The sequence below is a fragment of the Empedobacter sp. UBA3475 genome (genome assembly GCF_002378465.1).
GTDB classification, from domain to species: domain Bacteria; phylum Bacteroidota; class Bacteroidia; order Flavobacteriales; family Weeksellaceae; genus Empedobacter; species Empedobacter falsenii_B.
The window spans coordinates 20,401-39,349 of record NZ_DFRA01000061.1 but is presented as its reverse complement, the minus strand read 5'-3'; the positions used below and the strand labels follow the sequence as shown (position 1 = coordinate 39,349).

The following is an 18,949-nucleotide window of genomic DNA, read 5'->3' as shown; positions in this document are numbered from 1 at the left end:
GAGGATATGACGTACCCACATTGGAGGAGCTTCACCGATTGGAATGCCTGCTGAAATCCGAAAAATTGAAAGCTATAACCCTACTTTGCAATTAGGAATAGGTATAAATGCAACAAAGTGGCTCAACGATAAACGTGAATTAGGTGTTCGTGTCGGATTAAACGTAGAAGGTCGTGGAATGAAAACACAAGCGAAAGTAAAGAACTATTACACACAAATACAAAACGATACTGGAGCACAAACCAAAGGCTTTTTTACAGGACATGTCATTACCGAAATGGATAATGCTTATGTCTCTATGCCGGTTCTATTGGTATGGAACGCGTCTACAAAATGGAATTTATATGGCGGATTTTACTTTTCTGCCTTGATTGATAAATCTTTTTCAGGATATATTTACGATGGTGTTTTTAGAGAAGGAAGTCCAATCGGTGAACCTACAACATTTGAAAACACAGCAAAAGGTTTGTACGATTTTTCTGATTATTTAAGTCCTTTTCAATTTGGAAGCCAACTAGGAACTGAATATAAATTAAAGAATCATTTCAGTTTATTTTTTGATGTAACAATGGCTCACAAACAGGTTTTCAAAAAGAATTTCGAAGCCATTTCATTCAAAATGTATAACATATATGGAAATGCAGGATTTGCATATAATTTTTAATTCCTCAAGCATAATATTAAAATAATTCGAACTTACAGGTAACATACATCAAACAAAAGCGTCTATAGAATAGAACACGCTATCAACGTGTTATTCGCTAAAATTGATTTTATTACGTGTACGTTTATGAAAACCGAAATTATACAACCTCATCATCCTGAATTAAAAAATATCGTTCAGTATTTCATCCTTTTCAAATCTAAAAAAGATGAAAAGATTGACTATTCAACTTTCCCTAACACCAATTTGTGTCTTGCCATTTACAAACAGAATAAAATCATTCTCGAACAGAATAAAACAAACAAACATCTTTTTACCTTAAAAGGAAATGCTACATACAAAAGTTATTTATCAGGATTTCACGAATCTAATCTTAATGTAAGCATTGATGCTTCTTTAGATGAAGTTTGCATCATTTTTCATCCAGCTGCGTTACGCTTATTTACAAATATTTCGTACGATGAATTAATTAAAAGTGATGAAGTTTTCGAAATGATTTTCCCAAAATTTGCAACAGATTTTACAGAACAATTATTTGAGGAAAAGAATTCGTTGAAAAGAATTTCAATGCTCGAACATATATTATTGAAAAGCTTAAATCAAGATTATTTAAATACTAAAACTAAAGAAATCTTATACCTTATTCAACAAACAGATGAATTAAAAGTTGGTCCTTTAGCCAAAAATCTTTCGATGAATGAATCGACCTTGTATCGCCTGTTTATGAATCAAATTGGGCAAAGTCCAAAAACTTTTTTGAAAACAGTTCGATTTAGAAAAGCGCTAAATTCTATTCTCCATTTCGAAAAAGAAAAACTTACGCATATCGCTTACCAAAATAATTACACCGATCAATCTCATTTTATCCGCGATTTTAAAGAAATTACGGGACAATCGCCCAATCAATTAAGAAATAAAACAAGCATTCAACAAGAACAATTGGCTTGGATTTATGCGCAACATTAAGCTGCACGATTTTTACAATTTTTTCTTTGTTCTATACTTTTTCTTTGTTATAAATAAAATACAACATATGAAAAATCTTATTTTGATTAGCTGCTATTTGATTGCCTTCAGCTTTTGTTCATCAGTTTTTGGACAACAATTTTCGATAAATGGAAAAGTGATCAATCAACATGATAAAGCACTTGAATTTGCTGATATTCTTCTTTTTAAAAATGATAGTTTACTTATCAATCAAGCATATACAGATAGTCTGGGATTATTTTCTATGAAAACAGATGCTGGAAATTATTTACTTAAAATAGAACAGTTTGGCGTAGAATTTTATTCAGAAGAAATAGAAATTAAACAAGATAAAGACTTAGGACTTATCAAAATTCAAGATGCTACAACTTTAGAAGGTGCAACGGTTACAGCAAAAAAGAAACTAATTGAACAGAAAGTTGATCGTCTGGTTTGTAATATCGAAAATTCTATTGCTTCGCAAGGAATGTCTGCTTTGGACGCTTTACGAAACACACCAATGGTGAATGTACTGAATGATAATATTTCTATTGTAGGAAAAGGAAATGTTTCGGTTATGGTGAATGACAGAATGCTTAATTTATCAGGAAGCGAACTTACTAATTATCTACAATCGCTTCGTTCTGATGATATTGCGAAAATTGAAATCATTACAACTCCTCCTTCAAAATATGAAGCACAAGGAAATAGTGGAATTATTAATATTATTCTAAAGAAAAATCCTAATATTGGCTGGAGCGGGAGTGTAAATTCTTCGTATCAAAAAAATTCTTACAGTGGTTTCAGAACGGGCGGAACGCTTAATTATCAATCGAAAAAATTAAGCACTTCGTTGAAATTAAGGCAATTTGATATGGCTTATAAAGCCGTTGGAACTCGAGATCTTTTAAGCAAAACAAACAGTGTCTACAACTCGGAAACAAGAAAAGATACGCCCGATGGTTTTGGGTTAAACTACAGCCTTGATTATAAAATAAATGAGAAACAAAACATCGGTCTTATTTACGACTATTCCAATCAGCATTATAATATGAAGACGGATGGACTAAGCCATTATGAAACAAATTCTATTATAGATTCTACATTAGTAACCCTTCAAAAACAACGTTGGACAACACCAACACATACTTTGAATACTTATTATGACATAAAATTGGACAGCATTGGTAAAAAACTAAGTTTTACAGCGAATTACTTGAACGATAGTCCTAATAAAATCAACAATTTAAATACTTTTAACAACACGAATCAGCATAATGCTATTGTTCGAAATAATAGTAAAATGAAATATGCGATTTATTCGGTACAATCAGATCTTACGCTTCCTTACAAATGGCTGAACATAGAAACTGGAGCAAAATATACACTATTGGATAACAAATCGAATGTGGAATACTATGAATTTGATGAAGCAGATTTTGTTTTGAACCCATCGAATAGCAATATTTTTCATTACAAAGAACACAATTATGCGGCTTATGTTAGCTTTCAAAAGATTTCAATCAAAAATGGTCAGCAAAAGCTGGTTTACGATACGAATACACTTCGCTAGAAGGTTTTACACCAAATGACGAAAACAGCAGTCTGAAAAAGAACTACGGAAAATTATTTCCTACAGCTTATATCAGTTACAAACCAACTACAAATCATTCGTTCAGTATCAATTATTCCAAAAGAATAAATCGTCCCAATTTTCAATCTTTAAATCCATTCCGTTGGTACACGAATCCGTATATGTATTACACAGGAAATCCTAAATTACAACCATCATTTAATGATAATATTGAACTAAATTATTCGTACAAAGGAAAATTTACATTTGGACTTTACAATCAATTTAGCCAAAATAACACATCGAATATTGCACGTTTTTCGGACGGAATTTACAGCAATGTAATAGAAAATAGTTATGACCAAAACAGAACGGGATTCAATATTGGATATTACAACACATTTTTCAAAATTTGGGAAACCTCAATCAATGCAAATGCATCTTATACAATCACAAAACCGACCATTTCTGAATTGGAAAAACTGAAAGTTTATTCGATGTCATATACCTTTTACAACACTATTACATTAAATGAGAATAAAACGTGGTTTTTGATGCTAAACTTCTGGCATTCGCTTCCGTTCACGTATGCCAACATAAAACTGCAAGATCAATTGGAATTTTCGCCAGGCATTAAAGCTTCGTTTTTCGATAAAAAATTACAAGCTAATTTTGTGGTAAATGATGTATTCAAAACGATTAAAAACAAAGGGTATTCGTATAATGGCGATTATCGTTCGGAGTTTAATCAATACAATGATTACCGAGGTTTCAAACTTAGTTTAACATACAATTTTGGAAATAACAAAGTGAAAGAAAACAACAAAAAAGTGAATTTCGAGGAACAAAACAGAGCAAATTAAACTTAATACAAATCTCAAAAATATCAACTTAATTGTTAACCTTTAAATTTCGCCACTATTTATCAAAAAATATAAAAATAGTTATGGTGCATTCCGATGAATATGAGATATTTGTTTGATTTAACACATCAATATAAATTAACAAGAACTAAATTTAATGAAGAAAGCATTAGAAAATTATTCAATTCAATTTATCAAAGAAATTATTCCTGTAACCGTAGGTATTTTGATTGCACTGTTTATTGACAATTGGAACACAAATAGAAAAGACCAAGTGTATATTAATCAAGTATTTTCAACGATAAAAAGTGAATTGAATGAAACAACGGAAGAAATAAAATACAATATTCCATTGCAAAATTCTTATGTTGATTCGCTTGAATACTATGCTGATAACAAAAGTGTTAACATTTTGGGTGTCACAATGAAATGTAAAGGTGTGTTTATTCCTCAGATTAAAACAAGCGCTTGGAAATCAGTTTCAACTTCCAAAATAGACTTGATAAATTATGATAAAATCACTTCTTTGTCTAATATTGAAGAACAAAAAGACATTTTAAAGAACAAAACAGAATTTTTCATGAATTTCTTGTACTCCAACTTTTATGAAACAGAAAAGAACAAAAAAGAAACCATCAAAATTTTAATATTAGACATTATTCAAACCGAAAAAACAATTCAACGACAAATTGATTTTTATAATAAGAAGTAAGGTGAAAGATGGATACAACTCGGATACAGAAAAGTAGTATTTTCGATATACACTAATTCATCTTAATCCTAAACTTACTATACAAGAGAGTTTTGATAATTAAAACTCCTATTATAGTTTTTCCATCTTTTATTCAATTTTTCTGATTGTAAATGCGCAGCATTTGGAGTTAAATAATCACAACTTACTTGTGGTCTCAATTCATTATATGATTTAAGACTATTATTAACTTTAATCTTTGTCTGATCAAAACCTAATGAGCTTTCATACAGGTTAAACTCCATTTTAATCATTCCACTAACCCTTTCTGCCATTGCATTTTCATAGGGATCACCTTTTTCGATCATACTTATGAGCAATAAATCTCTGATCTATAATTTCGCATCCAAACATCAATTTCCTAAACCATAAATTCTAGTAACTTCTTTTCTTGGTAAACCACTTTCAACTTTTTCTGTTTTTTTCATACACTTGCAATTTGTGTATAGCTAATTCAGGACAAGTCATATCCTTTAATCCTGAAATGACTCCAGACGAATTCAAATTTTGTTCTTTACTCAAATTAGGTTTTACAACAAAAGATATTACAGAATACAACAACCTTGCAATAAGAACTGTGCAAACAAGAAAAAGTAGATTAAGAAAAACCTTTGACATCTCTTCTGAAATCGATTTATACAAATGGATTGACGAAGTTTGAAGGATGAATGACATAGCTAAATCACCTCTATTTACAAGAAGTAAAAATATTTTATGTAAACAATATTCATAAACTTTAACACATTGATTTTTAAGTATTCATTCCAAAAATGAGACATTTTTCTTAAATTAGTATTTAAACGAATGAAATATGAAAATCTTATATACTTTATTTACAATTATTTGTTTATCGCAATTTAGCTATGCGCAATATTTTACTTTAACATCAAATGGATTTGTTTCATCTAAAGATAAAACTGATTATATCGTAATTGATAAACCAAATACCAAAAAAAATGAGTTATACAGAATTGTGTTGTCAGCCTTATCGAGTATGTACAAAGATCCAAAGAAAGTATTGAGTTTAGCCGAAAATGAAAGCATAACAATAAATGGATATGAGCAAGAAGCTTTAACTGTAAAACAAAAAATGAATTATATGCAAATAGGAAAGTCAAAGATTGAATATGACTTATCTTATTCGATTACAATTCTCTTTAAAGATGATAAAATTCGAATTAATCGACCTTCTTTTGAAGCAAGAAAGTGGAATTCGAGCATAGGAGATTATTATTATCTCGTATTGAATCCAACAAGCAAAAACAAAAATTCTATCTATAATAAAAAGAATGAAGTCGATTATCCTGATGCAGTAACTGGTTTGGAGAATCATTTTAATAAATTAATTCAAGAGATTTTAGATAAATCGAATAAAATTAATAATTGGTAAAAATTATAGAACCTCTCTATAGAAAATAAATTCAAAAATCTATTCTTTAGCCCATATATTTGTTCTCTTTTACCTATCCTACTCTACGATTTTTTTTGCTTTATTGGCTTTCGAATCATTCCTGCAATCATTAATCTTATTTTTTAGTTCGGTGTTTAATTCCCTTAAAATAAAAAAGCGAATCAAATGATTCGCTTTCATAAATTAAAAATTGTATGTAAAACTTAGATTAAAAGTTCTTCCACGTCCAGCGTAATAAAACAATTCTGGAACTTTATATGCACTATACAAAACTTGTGATTTTGCGCTCCAAATTGTTTGATAATCGGTATTAAAAATATTCTGAACACCTAAATTAATTTTACCAAAAGGTAATTTGTAAGCAACCATTAAATCTGATGTATTGTATGAATCGATCACATTTTCCAAACCATCTGTGTATTTGAAACTTTGTAAAGTTTGAAATCTAAAATTCCAATTATCAAATCCATAACCTGCATAAGCTGTAAATTTAGAAGGTCCAGAAGTTGAAACATCTTGTTTTTGCCAATCACCATTTTTCTCCACTTCAGATTTGATTAGCAATGTATTTGCTCCAACATAAAATCCTCCGTTCGTATAAGAAACCTCTGCTTCTACGCCCATATTTCTTAATTTTTGATCAACCACTTCTACCCAAAGATTTAGTCCATCACGTTTTAAAGCAATATTTTTGTCGGAATTACTGATAAATCCAGAGATTTGTCCTTTAAATCCATTATTTGTTCTGAAACGATAACCAAGTTCAAATTGTCCTGTTTTCACACCAGAAAGAGGAGAATCTTTTACATTCACACTCGAACTTAAATCCCAATTATTGGTTGCAGAATTAAATTTATAATTTCCATATCCATAAAATTTTGATGGATCAGCTAATGAAACTCCTTGTGAATAAGTTGTCCAAATTTGGTTCAATTCATTAATTTTATATAACAAACCAGCATTTAGCATCGTCATATTATAGCTGCTTTTTCCGCCTGGAATATAATCGGCACTGTTTCCATAACCATTAGCGATTTGTAATTGTTGAGTAGAACCAATAAAATCATCCAACTTAATCGAAATATCTTGGTAACGAATTCCTCCCGAAACTTTCAATTGAGGTAAGATATCATACTCAGCTTGCGCATATCCTGCAAAACTTGTAGAATGATTAGTTGGATAACGATCAATCGTTAAAACAGTGTGATTAATCATTCCTCCACTTGATAATGACTTCTGAGAATCAAATACATTTTGTTGACCTTCAAACTTTTCAAAATCAACATCTGCACCGTATGTTAATTTCAATTTTCCCCAATCTTTGACCAAAACAGCTTTTAGACCCGAATAATACGTATCCTGTTGAGAAGCCGACATATAAGGACTTGTCCCAGAAGGCAACGTTAAATTACCTGGGAATGGATAAAATCCTAATTTTTCAACACGAGAAGCAAATTGAACATACACATCTTGCCCTCCTAAAATATTCGTTCCATTATAACTCAATGTTCCCATTACACGCTCTGTTCCTGGATTTTTATCCGTATCAAAACCATCACGCATCTCCAAAACAGAAGCATCTCCTTTGGTTAAAACACTAATGTTTTCACCTAAATATAAACTACGATCTCCACTATATTTGGAACGATAATATTGCACAGATCCATTGATTTGATGATTCGGATTGAATTTATAACCTGCTGTTGCCAACACATCAATAGATTGATTATATTGTAAATCTAATTGCGAAATATCTGCAAATATTTGATCTCCATCTGCATCATAAGCTCCACCATTTTGTTGAAAAGCAACAGCCAAACGTCCAGTAAATTTATCATTTTTGTAACCAATAGATTGAGCAACGCGCCAATCATGATCATCACTTCCTGAAAAACCTGTACGTAAACCAAGTTCTGTTTCGCCACTAATTCCATTTTTTAGTGCTTTTTTCGTCACAATGTTGACAATACCACCTGTCGCATTTCCGCCATAAATTGCGCTTGCACCAGATAAAACCTCAACTCTTTCGATATTAAACGGATCAATTGCATCCAATTGACGACTTATGTTACGGATACTGTTTAAGGAAACACCGTCTATCATCACTAACATCGAACGTCCACGCATATTCTGACCATAATTTGATCTTCCTTGCGAACCAACATCCATCCCTGGAATCATAATCGCTAAAGCCTCTTTTAATGGAACACCATTTTTAGCTTGTTGCGCAATTTGTTCTTGATTGATCACCCAAACAGTTCCTGCCAAATCAGATATTTTAGTAGGTTTTCTTGAAGCAACTACCACAACATCATTCAAATCTGTGGATATACTATCATTCGTTTGGGCATATGACAGCGAGGCACTCCCCAATAAAATTGTTAAACAGATGATATTTTTTTTCATAGTGTGTTTTTAAATAATTTATATTTGCTGCAAATATAATTTTTATTTATTCTAAATTAATTTTTATTAATGAAAAAATATTTTCTCTTCTTTCACAAATGGTTTGGATTATTTACAGGTATTATTGTTTGTATTGTGGCAATAACAGGAGCTATATTTTGTTTTCAAGATGAAATAAAAGATACTCTTTTTGATTATAGAAAAGTCGAGATTGTTCATCAACCATTCATAAAACCAAGTAAAATTATCCATAAAGTACAAGACAAAAATCCTAAACATGTTGTGCTTCGAGTGATGTATATGGATAAAGATCGATCAACGGTTGTGATGACGATGGATGATAAAAAAGAATCTTACTTTGTGTATATTAATCCATATTCAGGGAAAATTTTACATCAAGAAAATATGAAACAAGATTTTTTCTTGGTGATACAATACATTCATATGAATCTTTTATTGGGTGATATCGGAAAAAATATAATTGGTTTTTCAACTGTTATTTTTATCATGATTATGATAAGCGGTTTAATTCTTTGGTGGCCCAAAAAGAGAAAACAAGCTAAAAATGGGTTAACGATAAAATACAAAGCAAAATGGAAACGTATCAATTATGATTTGCATAATGTACTGGGATTTTATGCTTTTAGTATTGCATTTATTGTCGCTTTATCAGGTATTGCATTTAGTTTCAAACCTGTTCGCAATTCATATATGCAAATCGTTAATCTTGGAAAATCATTTCCAAATGAAGAAAAAGGATATGTCTATCAGCCTAAAAAAATGTTAGAAGACAATTACACTATTGTTGATTCTGCATATGCTTATAGTTTAAAAAATAGTCCAACAGCTTCTATGTATTGGATTTATTTACCCGTACCCGAAAAAAATCCTTTGGCCATAAGAGCGTATCATAAAAGTTTGCGTTATTATGCGGTTGACGAATATCAATTTGATTCGGAACAATTTCAGGTTTCTCAATTAATGAATGAGAATTTATCAAATGGTAAAAAGTTTGCAAACTCAATGTACGACATTCATACAGGACAAATATTAGGTTTATTTGGTAAAATATTAGCCTTTACTTCTTCAATAATTGTGGCAAGTTTACCTATTACAGGTTTTATAATTTGGCGAAATAAAAAACGGAAGCAGAAAAGAAAATAATTTTATTCAAACAATTGTTGAATAGATTATAAAATTTATTATTTCTATTAATTATATGTAAATTTTCAAACCAAATTATTACGCTAACATCTTAATACATTTTGTAAATTTGTGCTTCAAAAATAAGCGAATATGCAAGGACCAATTGGTGTTTTTGACTCTGGTTATGGAGGATTAACCGTTTTCAAAGAAATACAGAAAAAACTTCCGCAATACGATTATATCTATTTAGGTGATAATGCTCGTTGCCCTTATGGAATTCGCTCGTTTGAGACAGTTTATGAATACACCAAAGAATGCGTTTTTAAATTGTTTGATTTGGGATGTAACTTGGTTATACTTGCTTGCAATACAGCTTCTGCAAAGGCTTTACGAACAATTCAGCAAAATGATTTACCCGAAGGCAAAAGAATTTTGGGTGTTATACGCCCAACAACAGAATCGATAAATGAATACACAAAGAATAACAAAGTCGGAATTTTAGCTACACAAGGAACTGTTTTGTCTGAATCGTATAAAATCGAGATGAACAAATTTCATTCAACAATTGATGTTTTTCAATTGGCTTGTCCACTTTGGGTTCCTTTGGTTGAGAATAATGAAATTGATAGCAAAGCTGCGCACGATATTGTAGAAAAAGATATTCAACGCTTATTTGATCAATCATCCGAAATCGATACAGTTGTATTGGCTTGTACACATTATCCGCTTCTTCTTCCTGTTATTTCGCAATATGTACCAGAAAATGTAACAATTCTTTCGCAAGGAGAATTGGTCGCGAATAAATTAACTGACTATCTACATCGTCATCCCGAAGTAGAAACACAATGTTCAAAAAATGGGCATCTTACATTTTATACGACAGATGATGCGAAAAGTTTTGAAGCAAATACAACAATTTTTTATGGTCAGAAAATTACTGCTTCACATTTAGATGTTTAAAATATTTTTCCAGAAAATATACCAATAAAAAACCGAGCTAATGCTCGGTTTTTTTATTATGCTTTTGGACAAATTATGAAACTGCTTCTACATTCAGAATTTCATATTTTTTTGAGCCATCATTTGCTGGCCATTCAATTACATCACCAATTTTATAACCAATTGTTGCTAAACCTTCGTCCATTAAAATAGAATGACGATTCTTTTTCGGTTTTGCCTTTTCTGGGCTAACAAAATTTAATTGATATTCTTGATTTGAATTTAATTCTTTTATTGTTACTTTTTTCCCAACAGTCACAATATTATCAGCCAAATCTCTTCTCAAAATTTGTTCTGCATGACGCAATTCTTTTGTTAAGATATTTTCTTGTTCTGCTGTTACTTTTTTTCTTCTTAAATGGTCTTTAATTAAATCGTATAATCCTGTTGTTAAAATAATATTTGTTGTCATTTTGATAAATTCTTAGTTAAACTTTCAATCATTCGAAGAAGATTCTCTAAGACTCAAATATCAAATAACCGAAAATAAAATTCGCTAAAATTTGATACAAATCTCCTTACAGAAAATTGAAAATAATTGATAATTGAAAAAAATAGAAGGTTCCCTGTCTCGAGTCGTAACAGGGATTAGTTGATAAACTCTTTCGAGCTTCTTAAGAAAGTATCATCATGCAAATATGCCAACGACAAAAACAACCACAATTGGTTGTTTCTTCTATAGATGTCAATAAAATTTGCCATGAATTGATTCTAAAATGATTAATTCAAAGTTACGATATCTTTCTCAATCTAAAAAATATAAACCTTTTAAGATTATTTCATTAATGTCATTTCAATAAAAAGAAACTTGAATTCAATTTCTGAAAAAACTGATAATCTTCATTTTCAAAATAAATAAAAACTGTCTAATTTTATAAAAATTTTAAGGAATTGAAATCTTACCTTTTCATACTAACTGTTGTTCTAATAACTTGTAGACCATTGCTACCTGTTATTGACTATTTGGTAAATTATGATAAGATTTCTAACGAATATTGTGTTAATATAGAGCGTCCAGAATTATTGTGTAATGGAGTTTGTTATCTGAAAGAACAAATTTCCAAGACTGTTAATGATGAACAAAATGATGATAATAAAATTCAAGTTTCTTTGCGTGCAATTGATTATTTTATTTATCAACCTACCTTCGAAATTAACACATTTACCTTCATAAAATCTATTGAAAAAATTTCGACTATCGAATTAGCTTTCGAAACTCAATATCAATTAGATCAACAACTTCAGCCTCCTATTTGATAAATAATTCTTGTTTATCAAATTATTATCTCATTAACATTTAATCAAGTTGACATTTCATATAAGATTTGTCAAAAGTTTCAATTGTTTATTGATTGCATTGTTCGTGCTTTTAATTGGTTTTCGATCACTAATTCCTTTTACTGTATTCATTAGTACTCAGGAGAAGATTATTGATGAGTATTGTATCAATAAAGAGCGACCAGAAATGCAATGTAATGGAAAATGTTATTTATCGAAGCAACTAAAAGAAACAGAACAAGAATCTGATTCGGTTTTAGTAAAAAATATTCGATTTGCAGAAATTTTTATACATTTCGAATCCTTAAATATTCCATTTATTCAAGATTTTATTGTAAAAATAAAACATCGATTCTTTTGGCTATCATCCTATTCTATCGATTGGGTTTTTAAATATCTAAAACCTCCAATTGTTTAATTAATAGAACAAATATTCAGTATTGGAGAACAATAATTGTTTTCCAACAGCATTTTTATTCAAAAAAATTAAACAATTATTACAATGAAAACAATCAAATATTTTTTAAACTTATCATTTATCGCATTACTTACTTTATTTACTTCCTGCAACAACGATGATGATTTCTCTGAAATTAAATCTACCGAAACAGGTAAAATTCAATTAAAGTTTGAAAATGGATTTGATAATTTGGGAGGAATTGTTTTAGATCAAACAACGCAAACCTCATCAAACGGACAAAAACATAAATTGACAACATTAAAATATATCATTTCTAACATCACATTAATTGATGAAAAAGGAAATGAATTTGATTATCATAAAAACGATCCAGACAAAGGCGCTTTTGTTATTAATCAAGATTCTGCTATAGCTAATGTCGTTTATTTAAATTTGGATAATATCCCTCAAAATAAATATACAAAAGTACGTTTCGGACTTGGTGTATCTCAGAAAGCTTATTTATTAGGCCAAACTGGACAAGCTACTTTTTGGGAAAAAGCAAAGAAAAATGGAATGACTTGGGCTTGGGCTGCTGGTTATGTTTTCTTTAAAATAGAAGGTTTTTATGGCAAAACTACTACTGACACTTTCTTCTTAACTCATACTGGAAATATGGGAGATATTAACAAAAATAATGTTCAAGATTTATATAAAGAAGTAACATTAGATTTACCTACATCTGCACGAGTAACTTCTAAAATTAAGCCTTCTATTCATATTATGGCAAATTTGAATACCTATTTAAGTGGTGATCATAAATTGATATTAGATGAGTCGAACAATAACATTATGGGTTCTTCCAACTTTGCACAATTGGTCACAGAAAACATACAAAATATGTTTCGAGTTGATCATGTACATAACGACGAAAAAAATCAATAAAGTTTATAGCGGTGTTTTATAAACACCGCATAATTCTACAACAATGAATAAAATAATAACAATTATTTTCAGTTTATTCATCTTGTTAAGTTGTAACGATGATGATATCGATTATGGACAGATCGTTGATGAACCTTATCAATTAGAAATTCCTTCTTATTTTCCTAAAATAACATTTGATACAGATAAATATCCGTTAACTAAGAATGGAGTTGAGTTAGGAAAAAAACTATTTTATGAAGGTCGATTATCTAGAAATAATACTATTTCATGTGCTTTTTGCCATATTCAAGAAAATGCCTTTACTCACCACGGACATCCTGTTAGTCATGGAATTGATGATCGATTAGGAATTCGAAATGCTCCTCCTATTCAAAATTTGGCATTTCTAAATCGATTTATGTGGGATGGCGTTATTCATGATTTAGCTCAACAACCAATTTCTCCTATTACAGCTGAAGAAGAGATGGATACTACTTTTCCCGAAATCATTAAGAAATTATCATCAGATTCTTCTTATCGAAAAATGTTTAAAAATGCTTTCGGAGATGATAAAATCGATGCAAATCGTATTCTCAGCGCATTAGGACAGTTTATGGCTTCAGTTGTATCAAAAGATTCTAAATATGATCAATATTTAAGGAAAGAGACAAATTTAACCGAAACCGAAAAAAAAGGTTTACAACTTTTTCAACAGAAATGTTCAAGCTGTCATAAAGGAACACTTTTTACAGATGAGTCTTTTCGAAATACAGGAATGTATTATAATAAACAATACAAAGATCGAGGTTTATATCGTGTGACATTAGATTCGACTGATTTTATGAAGTTTAGAGTTCCAAGTTTAAGAAATATTGAAATGACCAAACCTTATATGCACGATGGACGATTCTATAGTTTAGAAGCTGTTTTGAATTTTTATTCAGAAGGCATACAAAATGATAAAAATTTGGATTCTCAACTCAAACAAAATAATCGAATTGGAATTCCTATGACAGAAGAAGAAAAAAAGGCAATTATTTCTTTTCTAAAAACATTAACTGATTACTCATTTATTAACAACCCTGCTTATGCAGAATTTTAAATCTATTCAAATGAAATTATATATCAATTTATTTTTCGTTATATTATTAATACCCATTTCATTATTTGCTCATACAGAAAATGATTCTATTGTAGTCTCTCATTTATATGATTTAGAATTAGATTGTGATGCTTGCGGTTGTTCTGCGACTTCAACCTCAAATGGAATTGAAAATCTTATAAATTCAAATTTCGTTGGTATTCGTTACCTTCATCAATCTTATAAAGCTAAAGAAGATGCTTTTTCTAATAAAAGAACACAAAAGCAACTGTTCAATACCATTCAATTATGGGCAAGAATTCCAATAAATAATAGAATTGACATCAATGCTAGTATTCCTTACCATTTTCATAATAAAGAAGGTAAAAACTCTTCTTCTATTTCTGGTATTGGAGATTTAAATATGATGGGAATAGTTAAAGTCATTCAATCAAATACAAGTTCTAATGAGCTAAAACATGGATTAAGTGCTGCAATAGGTTTAAAAATTCCAATCGCAAAATTTAATCAAGCAAATGCTGAAACAACCAATCCAAGTTTTCAATTAGGTACAGGAAGTTGGGATACTCAGTTTGCAATAAATTACCAATTAGCTTTTAAGAATTTGACTTTACAATTAGTAACAGACTACAACTTGAAAGGAGAGAATAAGAAGAAATACAAATTTGGAGATCAATGGAATCAATTAATTCAATTACAACATCTTTTCATTAACAATGAATTAAAATTACTTGGAAAAGTCGGTTTTCAAAACGAACTTTATTATAAAAATGAACAATTTGGGGAGACGATTCCAAAATCTAAAGGAAAAGCTCAATTTGCGAAATTAGGATTAGAAGCAGCTGCTCAAAAATTTAATTTTGGTATAGAATATTTTCAACCTATACTTTCTGATTTAAATTCGGGAGAAATCGAAGTAAAAAACAGAATAGGTTTCTTTTTTAATTACAATTTATTTCAATCTAAAAATCAATAACAATGAAAAAAATATTAACATTAACATTCTTTATCCTCTCTTTTTCAATTTTTGCTCAACAAAAACTAAAAGTAAAAGTTGTAAACGAGAAAGATCCTATTTGTGGAATGAATACCGCACAATTCTTAACAGATACCGCAATTTATCAAAAGAAAATTTATGGTTTTTGTAGTAAAAGTTGTAAAGTTGAATTCAAAAAAAATCCAAAAAAATACATGAAGAAAAAGTAAGAGTAAGAAAATAATTTGACAGTAGTTACAGTTGATTCTAAGAAGAATTATTAAGCAACTACTGTCATTTTTTATATCAAAAATTGTTTTACAATTTCCTGTAAATCATCTTCAAACTTTACTCCATAATGTTTCCAAAGTAGCTTTCCTTGATGAAAAAGCATCAAAGTTGGTACACCATTTACTTGATACATTGCATCAAATTGAATAGTACTTACTTTGTCTTTATCTACATCTATTTTTATAATTTCTACATTATCATGAAATTTTTCTTTCAAATTTTCTAAAAACTGAAGTTGTAATTGACATGGAGCACACCAATTTGCATAAAAATCAATCAAATAATAATTATTTCCTTGTATTTTATCAAATAAATCCATTTTTAAAATTTAGATATTTTTACACTTATTTTATTGTTTGCCAAGGACCGCCGTTTATTGCATCAAATCCATTTTTATTTAAAATTGTTGCTGCTTGCGCACTACGAGCTCCACTTCTACAAACTGTTACAATTTTTTTACTTGGTAATTCTTTTAATCTCACTTCTAATTCTTGCAACGGAATATTCACCGCATCTGCATGATGTCCCACAAAAAACTCTGCTTTTGTACGAACATCCAACAATAAAGCACCTTCTTGTAGATAGTTTTCTACATTCGAATTTGATGTCAACATTTTTAAAATATTTTTGAAAAACATATTATTTAACTAATGGTTTTTGATTCAATTTCCAATCAGCAATTCCTCCACTATAGTTTTCAACATCAAAACCTTTCGATTCCAAAAAACTTTGTGCAATCGTTGCCCGATCTCCAGCTTGACAATGCAAGGCAATTTTTTTAGTTGGATCTAATTCATTGTATCTTTTTGGTAAATAACCGACAAAAATATGCTTCGCATCTTCGATATGACCTTCTTTAAATTCTGTTTCACCTCTAACATCTAAAATCTGAACCTCTTCATTTCCAATGTAATTTTCCATTGTATCTGCGTCGATTAAAATAGAAGATTGTAAAGAACTTAAATTGTTAAATAAATCTGTTGGTTTAATGTAGCCGTAAATATTATCCAAACCAATTCGCATCAATTTTCGTGTCATTTCTTCTACTTCATCCTCTTCTACAATCAACACAATTGGCTCTTGATAATTTACCATCCACCCCATCCATGTATTGAACGTTTTATTGTTTTGAATATTAAGCGTTCCTGGAATATGCAATTGGGAAAAATCTGTTTTGATACGCGCATCAATCACTTTCATTCCAAAATCTTTTGCTTTTTCAAATTCGATGTATGTTAATTTAGCCCACTTCGGAACTTCGATCAACAAAGGACGTTTTGTTTTATTCAACTTTTTCATCATTGTAAAATAAGCTGGTGCTTCGGGTTGATCTGCCAATAAATAATCAACAAATGCTTTTTCATTCGAATCAAATTGCAACGCCCAATTTCTGATTTTCTCATAACCAACCGTCGTACTTGCTACAGCTCCCAAAGCTTTTCCGCAAGCAGAACCTGCTCCATGTGCTGGCCAAACTTGTAAATAATCTGGTAATGCTTGAAATTTTTTCAACGATTTAAACATCTGCTTTGCTCCTACTTCTTTAGTACCAATTAATCCAGCAGCTTCTTCTAATAAATCTGGACGACCAATATCTCCTACAAAAACAAAATCTCCAGTAAAAATCATAACTGGTTCTTTCGTCGCAGGTTTATCCGTCAACAAAAGACTAATACTTTCTGGCGTGTGACCTGGTGTATGCATCACCTCAAAAATTAGATTTCCAACTTTTATTTTATCCCCATTTTTTAATCCGATATGTTCAAAATCGTATTGCCAATCTTCTCCGCCTTCATCAGACAAATACATCTTCGCACCTGTTACATAAGCTAACTCTTGGCTACCAGAAAGATAATCAGCATGAATATGTGTTTCGGCAATATGCGTAATTTTCAGCTTATTTTCTTCTGCTATTTTTAAGTATGTATCAATATCTCTTTTTGGATCGATTACAATTGCTTCTCCTTTTGCTTGACAACCTACAAGGTAACTTGAATGCGCCAATGACTTTTCAAAAATGTGTTGAAAAAACATATGATAATATTTTTATGGTTTAACCTTTTTTAATTTGTTGAATCAAAGTTAAGTTACTAAAAAACAATCGACAGTAACCAATGTTACAAACCTAAAAATAGAGAGGATAGAGATTTTAAAAATAATTTAAAACCAAAACCAAAGATAAAATGGAGATAAAAATCCAAAGTAATATTCCGTATGATAAGGTTTTAAAACCTGCTTGTTTGATGGATTGTAAGTTAATCAACGAGCCAATCATAAATAAAGCAACAACCATTAATTGTTTCGAAATTCCTTGTAAAATATGATAGACTTTTTCGCCTTGAGGAAAATAAGTAGCGATAAGCATTGTTGTAATAAAACCAATAATGAAATAAGGAAATTTGTAAGAAGAGTTCTCTTTTTTGTTGAAATAACCAATTAATAAAGCGAACGGAAAAATCCATAATGTTCGGCTCAATTTCACAGTAGTTGCAACTTCTAAAGCTTGTTCACCGTATTGTTTGGCTGCACCGACAACAGAACTTGTATCGTGAATTGCAATTGCCGACCACAAACCAAATTGATATTGCGATAACTGAAAATAATGTCCAATAAACGGAAAAATCATTAATGCAATCGCATTCAACACAAACACAACTGCCATAGCAATGGTAATTTGATTCGCTTTTAGTTGTAAAACCGAAGAAATTGTGGCAATGGCACTTCCTCCACAAATAGCAGTTCCTGAAGTAATCAGCAGCGATGTATTCTTATTGATTTTTAATAATCGGTAGAATACAAATCCTAATGTAAAAACACTTAACACAGAAATAAAAGTGAGAAAAAATCCATCTTTACTTACCGAAACTGCCTCGTGAAGATTCAAACCTAACCCTAAACCAATGATTGCAATATTCAATAATTTCTTTGAATATCGTTTTGAGAATTCCCAAATTCATTCTGAAAAATTAAACCATAACCAATCCCTAAAAGTAACGCCACAGACGACTCTACAAAAGGAAAAAAAGTAAATAGCAACAATCCAAAATAAACTATACGGGCAATCATTTGTTTTATGAAATACAAAAACAAAAGTAATTGACCGTATCAAAATAGATTGTAACATTTGTTACAAATGATATTATTTTTATAAAATTTTCTATTATAAATTGTTTCAACAAAAAAAAAGGAAGCTTAA

General features: G+C 30.1%; 20 protein-coding genes and 1 pseudogene. 14 read left to right on the top strand and 7 right to left on the bottom strand.

The window, feature by feature from the left end; translation table 11 throughout:
- Positions 1 to 19 precede the first annotated feature (19 nt).
- The 4 genes and pseudogenes from B3I31_RS12745 (at position 20) to B3I31_RS12725 (ending at position 4,778) form a co-directional block, all read left to right on the top strand.
- Positions 20 to 664 carry a porin family protein gene (locus B3I31_RS12745; protein WP_286495437.1) on the top strand — a complete coding sequence of 215 codons (645 nt, stop codon included), beginning with the start codon at positions 20 to 22 and terminating at the stop codon, positions 662 to 664.
- Positions 665 to 790: 126 nt separating this feature from the next.
- A complete protein-coding gene (locus tag B3I31_RS12740) occupies positions 791 to 1,630 on the top strand; it encodes an AraC family transcriptional regulator (protein WP_291047162.1) in 840 nt (279 codons plus the stop codon).
- Positions 1,617 to 4,066, top strand: a pseudogene (locus B3I31_RS14655) (TonB-dependent receptor domain-containing protein). Before B3I31_RS12740 ends, B3I31_RS14655 begins: the two are co-directional and overlap by 14 nt.
- Before the next feature lie 157 nt (positions 4,067 to 4,223).
- Positions 4,224 to 4,778 carry a hypothetical protein gene (locus tag B3I31_RS12725; protein WP_219034422.1) on the top strand — a complete coding sequence of 185 codons (555 nt, stop codon included), beginning with the start codon at positions 4,224 to 4,226 and terminating at the stop codon, positions 4,776 to 4,778.
- 77 nt (positions 4,779 to 4,855) lie between these two features.
- Here B3I31_RS12725 and B3I31_RS12720 read toward each other — a convergent pair whose 3' ends face one another.
- Positions 4,856 to 5,125, bottom strand: coding sequence for an integrase core domain-containing protein (locus B3I31_RS12720; RefSeq protein WP_291060297.1), 270 nt, complete (start codon positions 5,123 to 5,125; stop codon positions 4,856 to 4,858).
- Positions 5,126 to 5,301: 176 nt separating this feature from the next.
- Between B3I31_RS12720 and B3I31_RS12715 the strand changes: the two genes are divergently transcribed.
- Together B3I31_RS12715 and B3I31_RS12710 are read left to right on the top strand one after the other, a co-directional pair.
- A complete protein-coding gene (locus B3I31_RS12715) occupies positions 5,302 to 5,478 on the top strand; it encodes a helix-turn-helix transcriptional regulator (RefSeq protein ID WP_219034530.1) in 177 nt (58 codons plus the stop codon).
- 150 nt (positions 5,479 to 5,628) lie between these two features.
- Positions 5,629 to 6,207: a hypothetical protein gene (locus B3I31_RS12710; protein WP_219034531.1), complete on the top strand. Its 579-nt coding sequence runs from the start codon at positions 5,629 to 5,631 to the stop codon at positions 6,205 to 6,207.
- Positions 6,208 to 6,411: 204 nt separating this feature from the next.
- Here the strand turns inward: B3I31_RS12710 and B3I31_RS12705 are convergent, their stop codons facing one another.
- Positions 6,412 to 8,634, bottom strand: a complete 2,223-nt coding sequence (locus tag B3I31_RS12705) for a TonB-dependent receptor (protein WP_291060299.1) — start codon at positions 8,632 to 8,634, stop codon at positions 6,412 to 6,414.
- Positions 8,635 to 8,703: 69 nt separating this feature from the next.
- Between B3I31_RS12705 and B3I31_RS12700 the strand changes: the two genes are divergently transcribed.
- Complete coding sequence (locus B3I31_RS12700; RefSeq protein WP_291060301.1) at positions 8,704 to 9,798, top strand: PepSY-associated TM helix domain-containing protein; 1,095 nt, start codon at positions 8,704 to 8,706, stop codon at positions 9,796 to 9,798.
- A 132-nt stretch (positions 9,799 to 9,930) separates the two neighbouring features.
- Positions 9,931 to 10,740, top strand: a complete 810-nt coding sequence (murI, locus tag B3I31_RS12695; protein ID WP_219034534.1) for a glutamate racemase — start codon at positions 9,931 to 9,933, stop codon at positions 10,738 to 10,740.
- 73 nt (positions 10,741 to 10,813) lie between these two features.
- Here the strand turns inward: murI and B3I31_RS12690 are convergent, their stop codons facing one another.
- Positions 10,814 to 11,191 carry a GreA/GreB family elongation factor gene (locus B3I31_RS12690; protein WP_125350614.1) on the bottom strand — a complete coding sequence of 126 codons (378 nt, stop codon included), beginning with the start codon at positions 11,189 to 11,191 and terminating at the stop codon, positions 10,814 to 10,816.
- 530 nt (positions 11,192 to 11,721) lie between these two features.
- Here B3I31_RS12690 and B3I31_RS12685 point away from each other — a divergent pair.
- The 6 genes from B3I31_RS12685 (at position 11,722) to B3I31_RS12660 (ending at position 15,692) form a co-directional block, all read left to right on the top strand.
- The gene (locus tag B3I31_RS12685) at positions 11,722 to 12,036 is read left to right on the top strand and encodes a hypothetical protein (RefSeq protein WP_219034535.1); all 315 of its coding nucleotides are present in this window, start codon (positions 11,722 to 11,724) and stop codon (positions 12,034 to 12,036) included.
- 208 nt (positions 12,037 to 12,244) lie between these two features.
- Complete coding sequence (locus tag B3I31_RS12680) at positions 12,245 to 12,475, top strand: hypothetical protein (protein WP_291047165.1); 231 nt, start codon at positions 12,245 to 12,247, stop codon at positions 12,473 to 12,475.
- 84 nt (positions 12,476 to 12,559) lie between these two features.
- Positions 12,560 to 13,402, top strand: a complete 843-nt coding sequence (locus tag B3I31_RS12675; RefSeq protein WP_291088110.1) for an MbnP family protein — start codon at positions 12,560 to 12,562, stop codon at positions 13,400 to 13,402.
- A 43-nt stretch (positions 13,403 to 13,445) separates the two neighbouring features.
- Positions 13,446 to 14,486, top strand: a complete 1,041-nt coding sequence (locus B3I31_RS12670; protein WP_291060305.1) for a cytochrome-c peroxidase — start codon at positions 13,446 to 13,448, stop codon at positions 14,484 to 14,486.
- Between the two features lie 10 nt (positions 14,487 to 14,496).
- Entirely contained in the window at positions 14,497 to 15,462 is a 966-nt protein-coding gene (locus B3I31_RS12665; RefSeq protein WP_291060307.1) for a hypothetical protein, read from the top strand.
- A gap of 2 nt (positions 15,463 to 15,464) precedes the next feature.
- Positions 15,465 to 15,692, top strand: coding sequence for a YHS domain-containing protein (locus B3I31_RS12660; RefSeq protein ID WP_291060308.1), 228 nt, complete (start codon positions 15,465 to 15,467; stop codon positions 15,690 to 15,692).
- Positions 15,693 to 15,763: 71 nt separating this feature from the next.
- Here B3I31_RS12660 and B3I31_RS12655 read toward each other — a convergent pair whose 3' ends face one another.
- From B3I31_RS12655 to B3I31_RS12640, 4 genes are all read right to left on the bottom strand, one after another.
- On the bottom strand, positions 15,764 to 16,072 hold the full coding sequence (locus B3I31_RS12655) for a thioredoxin family protein (RefSeq protein ID WP_291060310.1): 309 nt from the start codon (positions 16,070 to 16,072) through the stop codon (positions 15,764 to 15,766).
- A 25-nt stretch (positions 16,073 to 16,097) separates the two neighbouring features.
- Complete coding sequence (locus tag B3I31_RS12650; RefSeq protein ID WP_291060312.1) at positions 16,098 to 16,367, bottom strand: rhodanese-like domain-containing protein; 270 nt, start codon at positions 16,365 to 16,367, stop codon at positions 16,098 to 16,100.
- 25 nt (positions 16,368 to 16,392) lie between these two features.
- Positions 16,393 to 17,787, bottom strand: a complete 1,395-nt coding sequence (locus tag B3I31_RS12645; RefSeq protein ID WP_291060314.1) for an MBL fold metallo-hydrolase — start codon at positions 17,785 to 17,787, stop codon at positions 16,393 to 16,395.
- Between the two features lie 115 nt (positions 17,788 to 17,902).
- Positions 17,903 to 18,706, bottom strand: coding sequence for a YeiH family protein (locus tag B3I31_RS12640; RefSeq protein WP_409516649.1), 804 nt, complete (start codon positions 18,704 to 18,706; stop codon positions 17,903 to 17,905).
- Between the last annotated feature and the right edge of the window lie 243 nt (positions 18,707 to 18,949).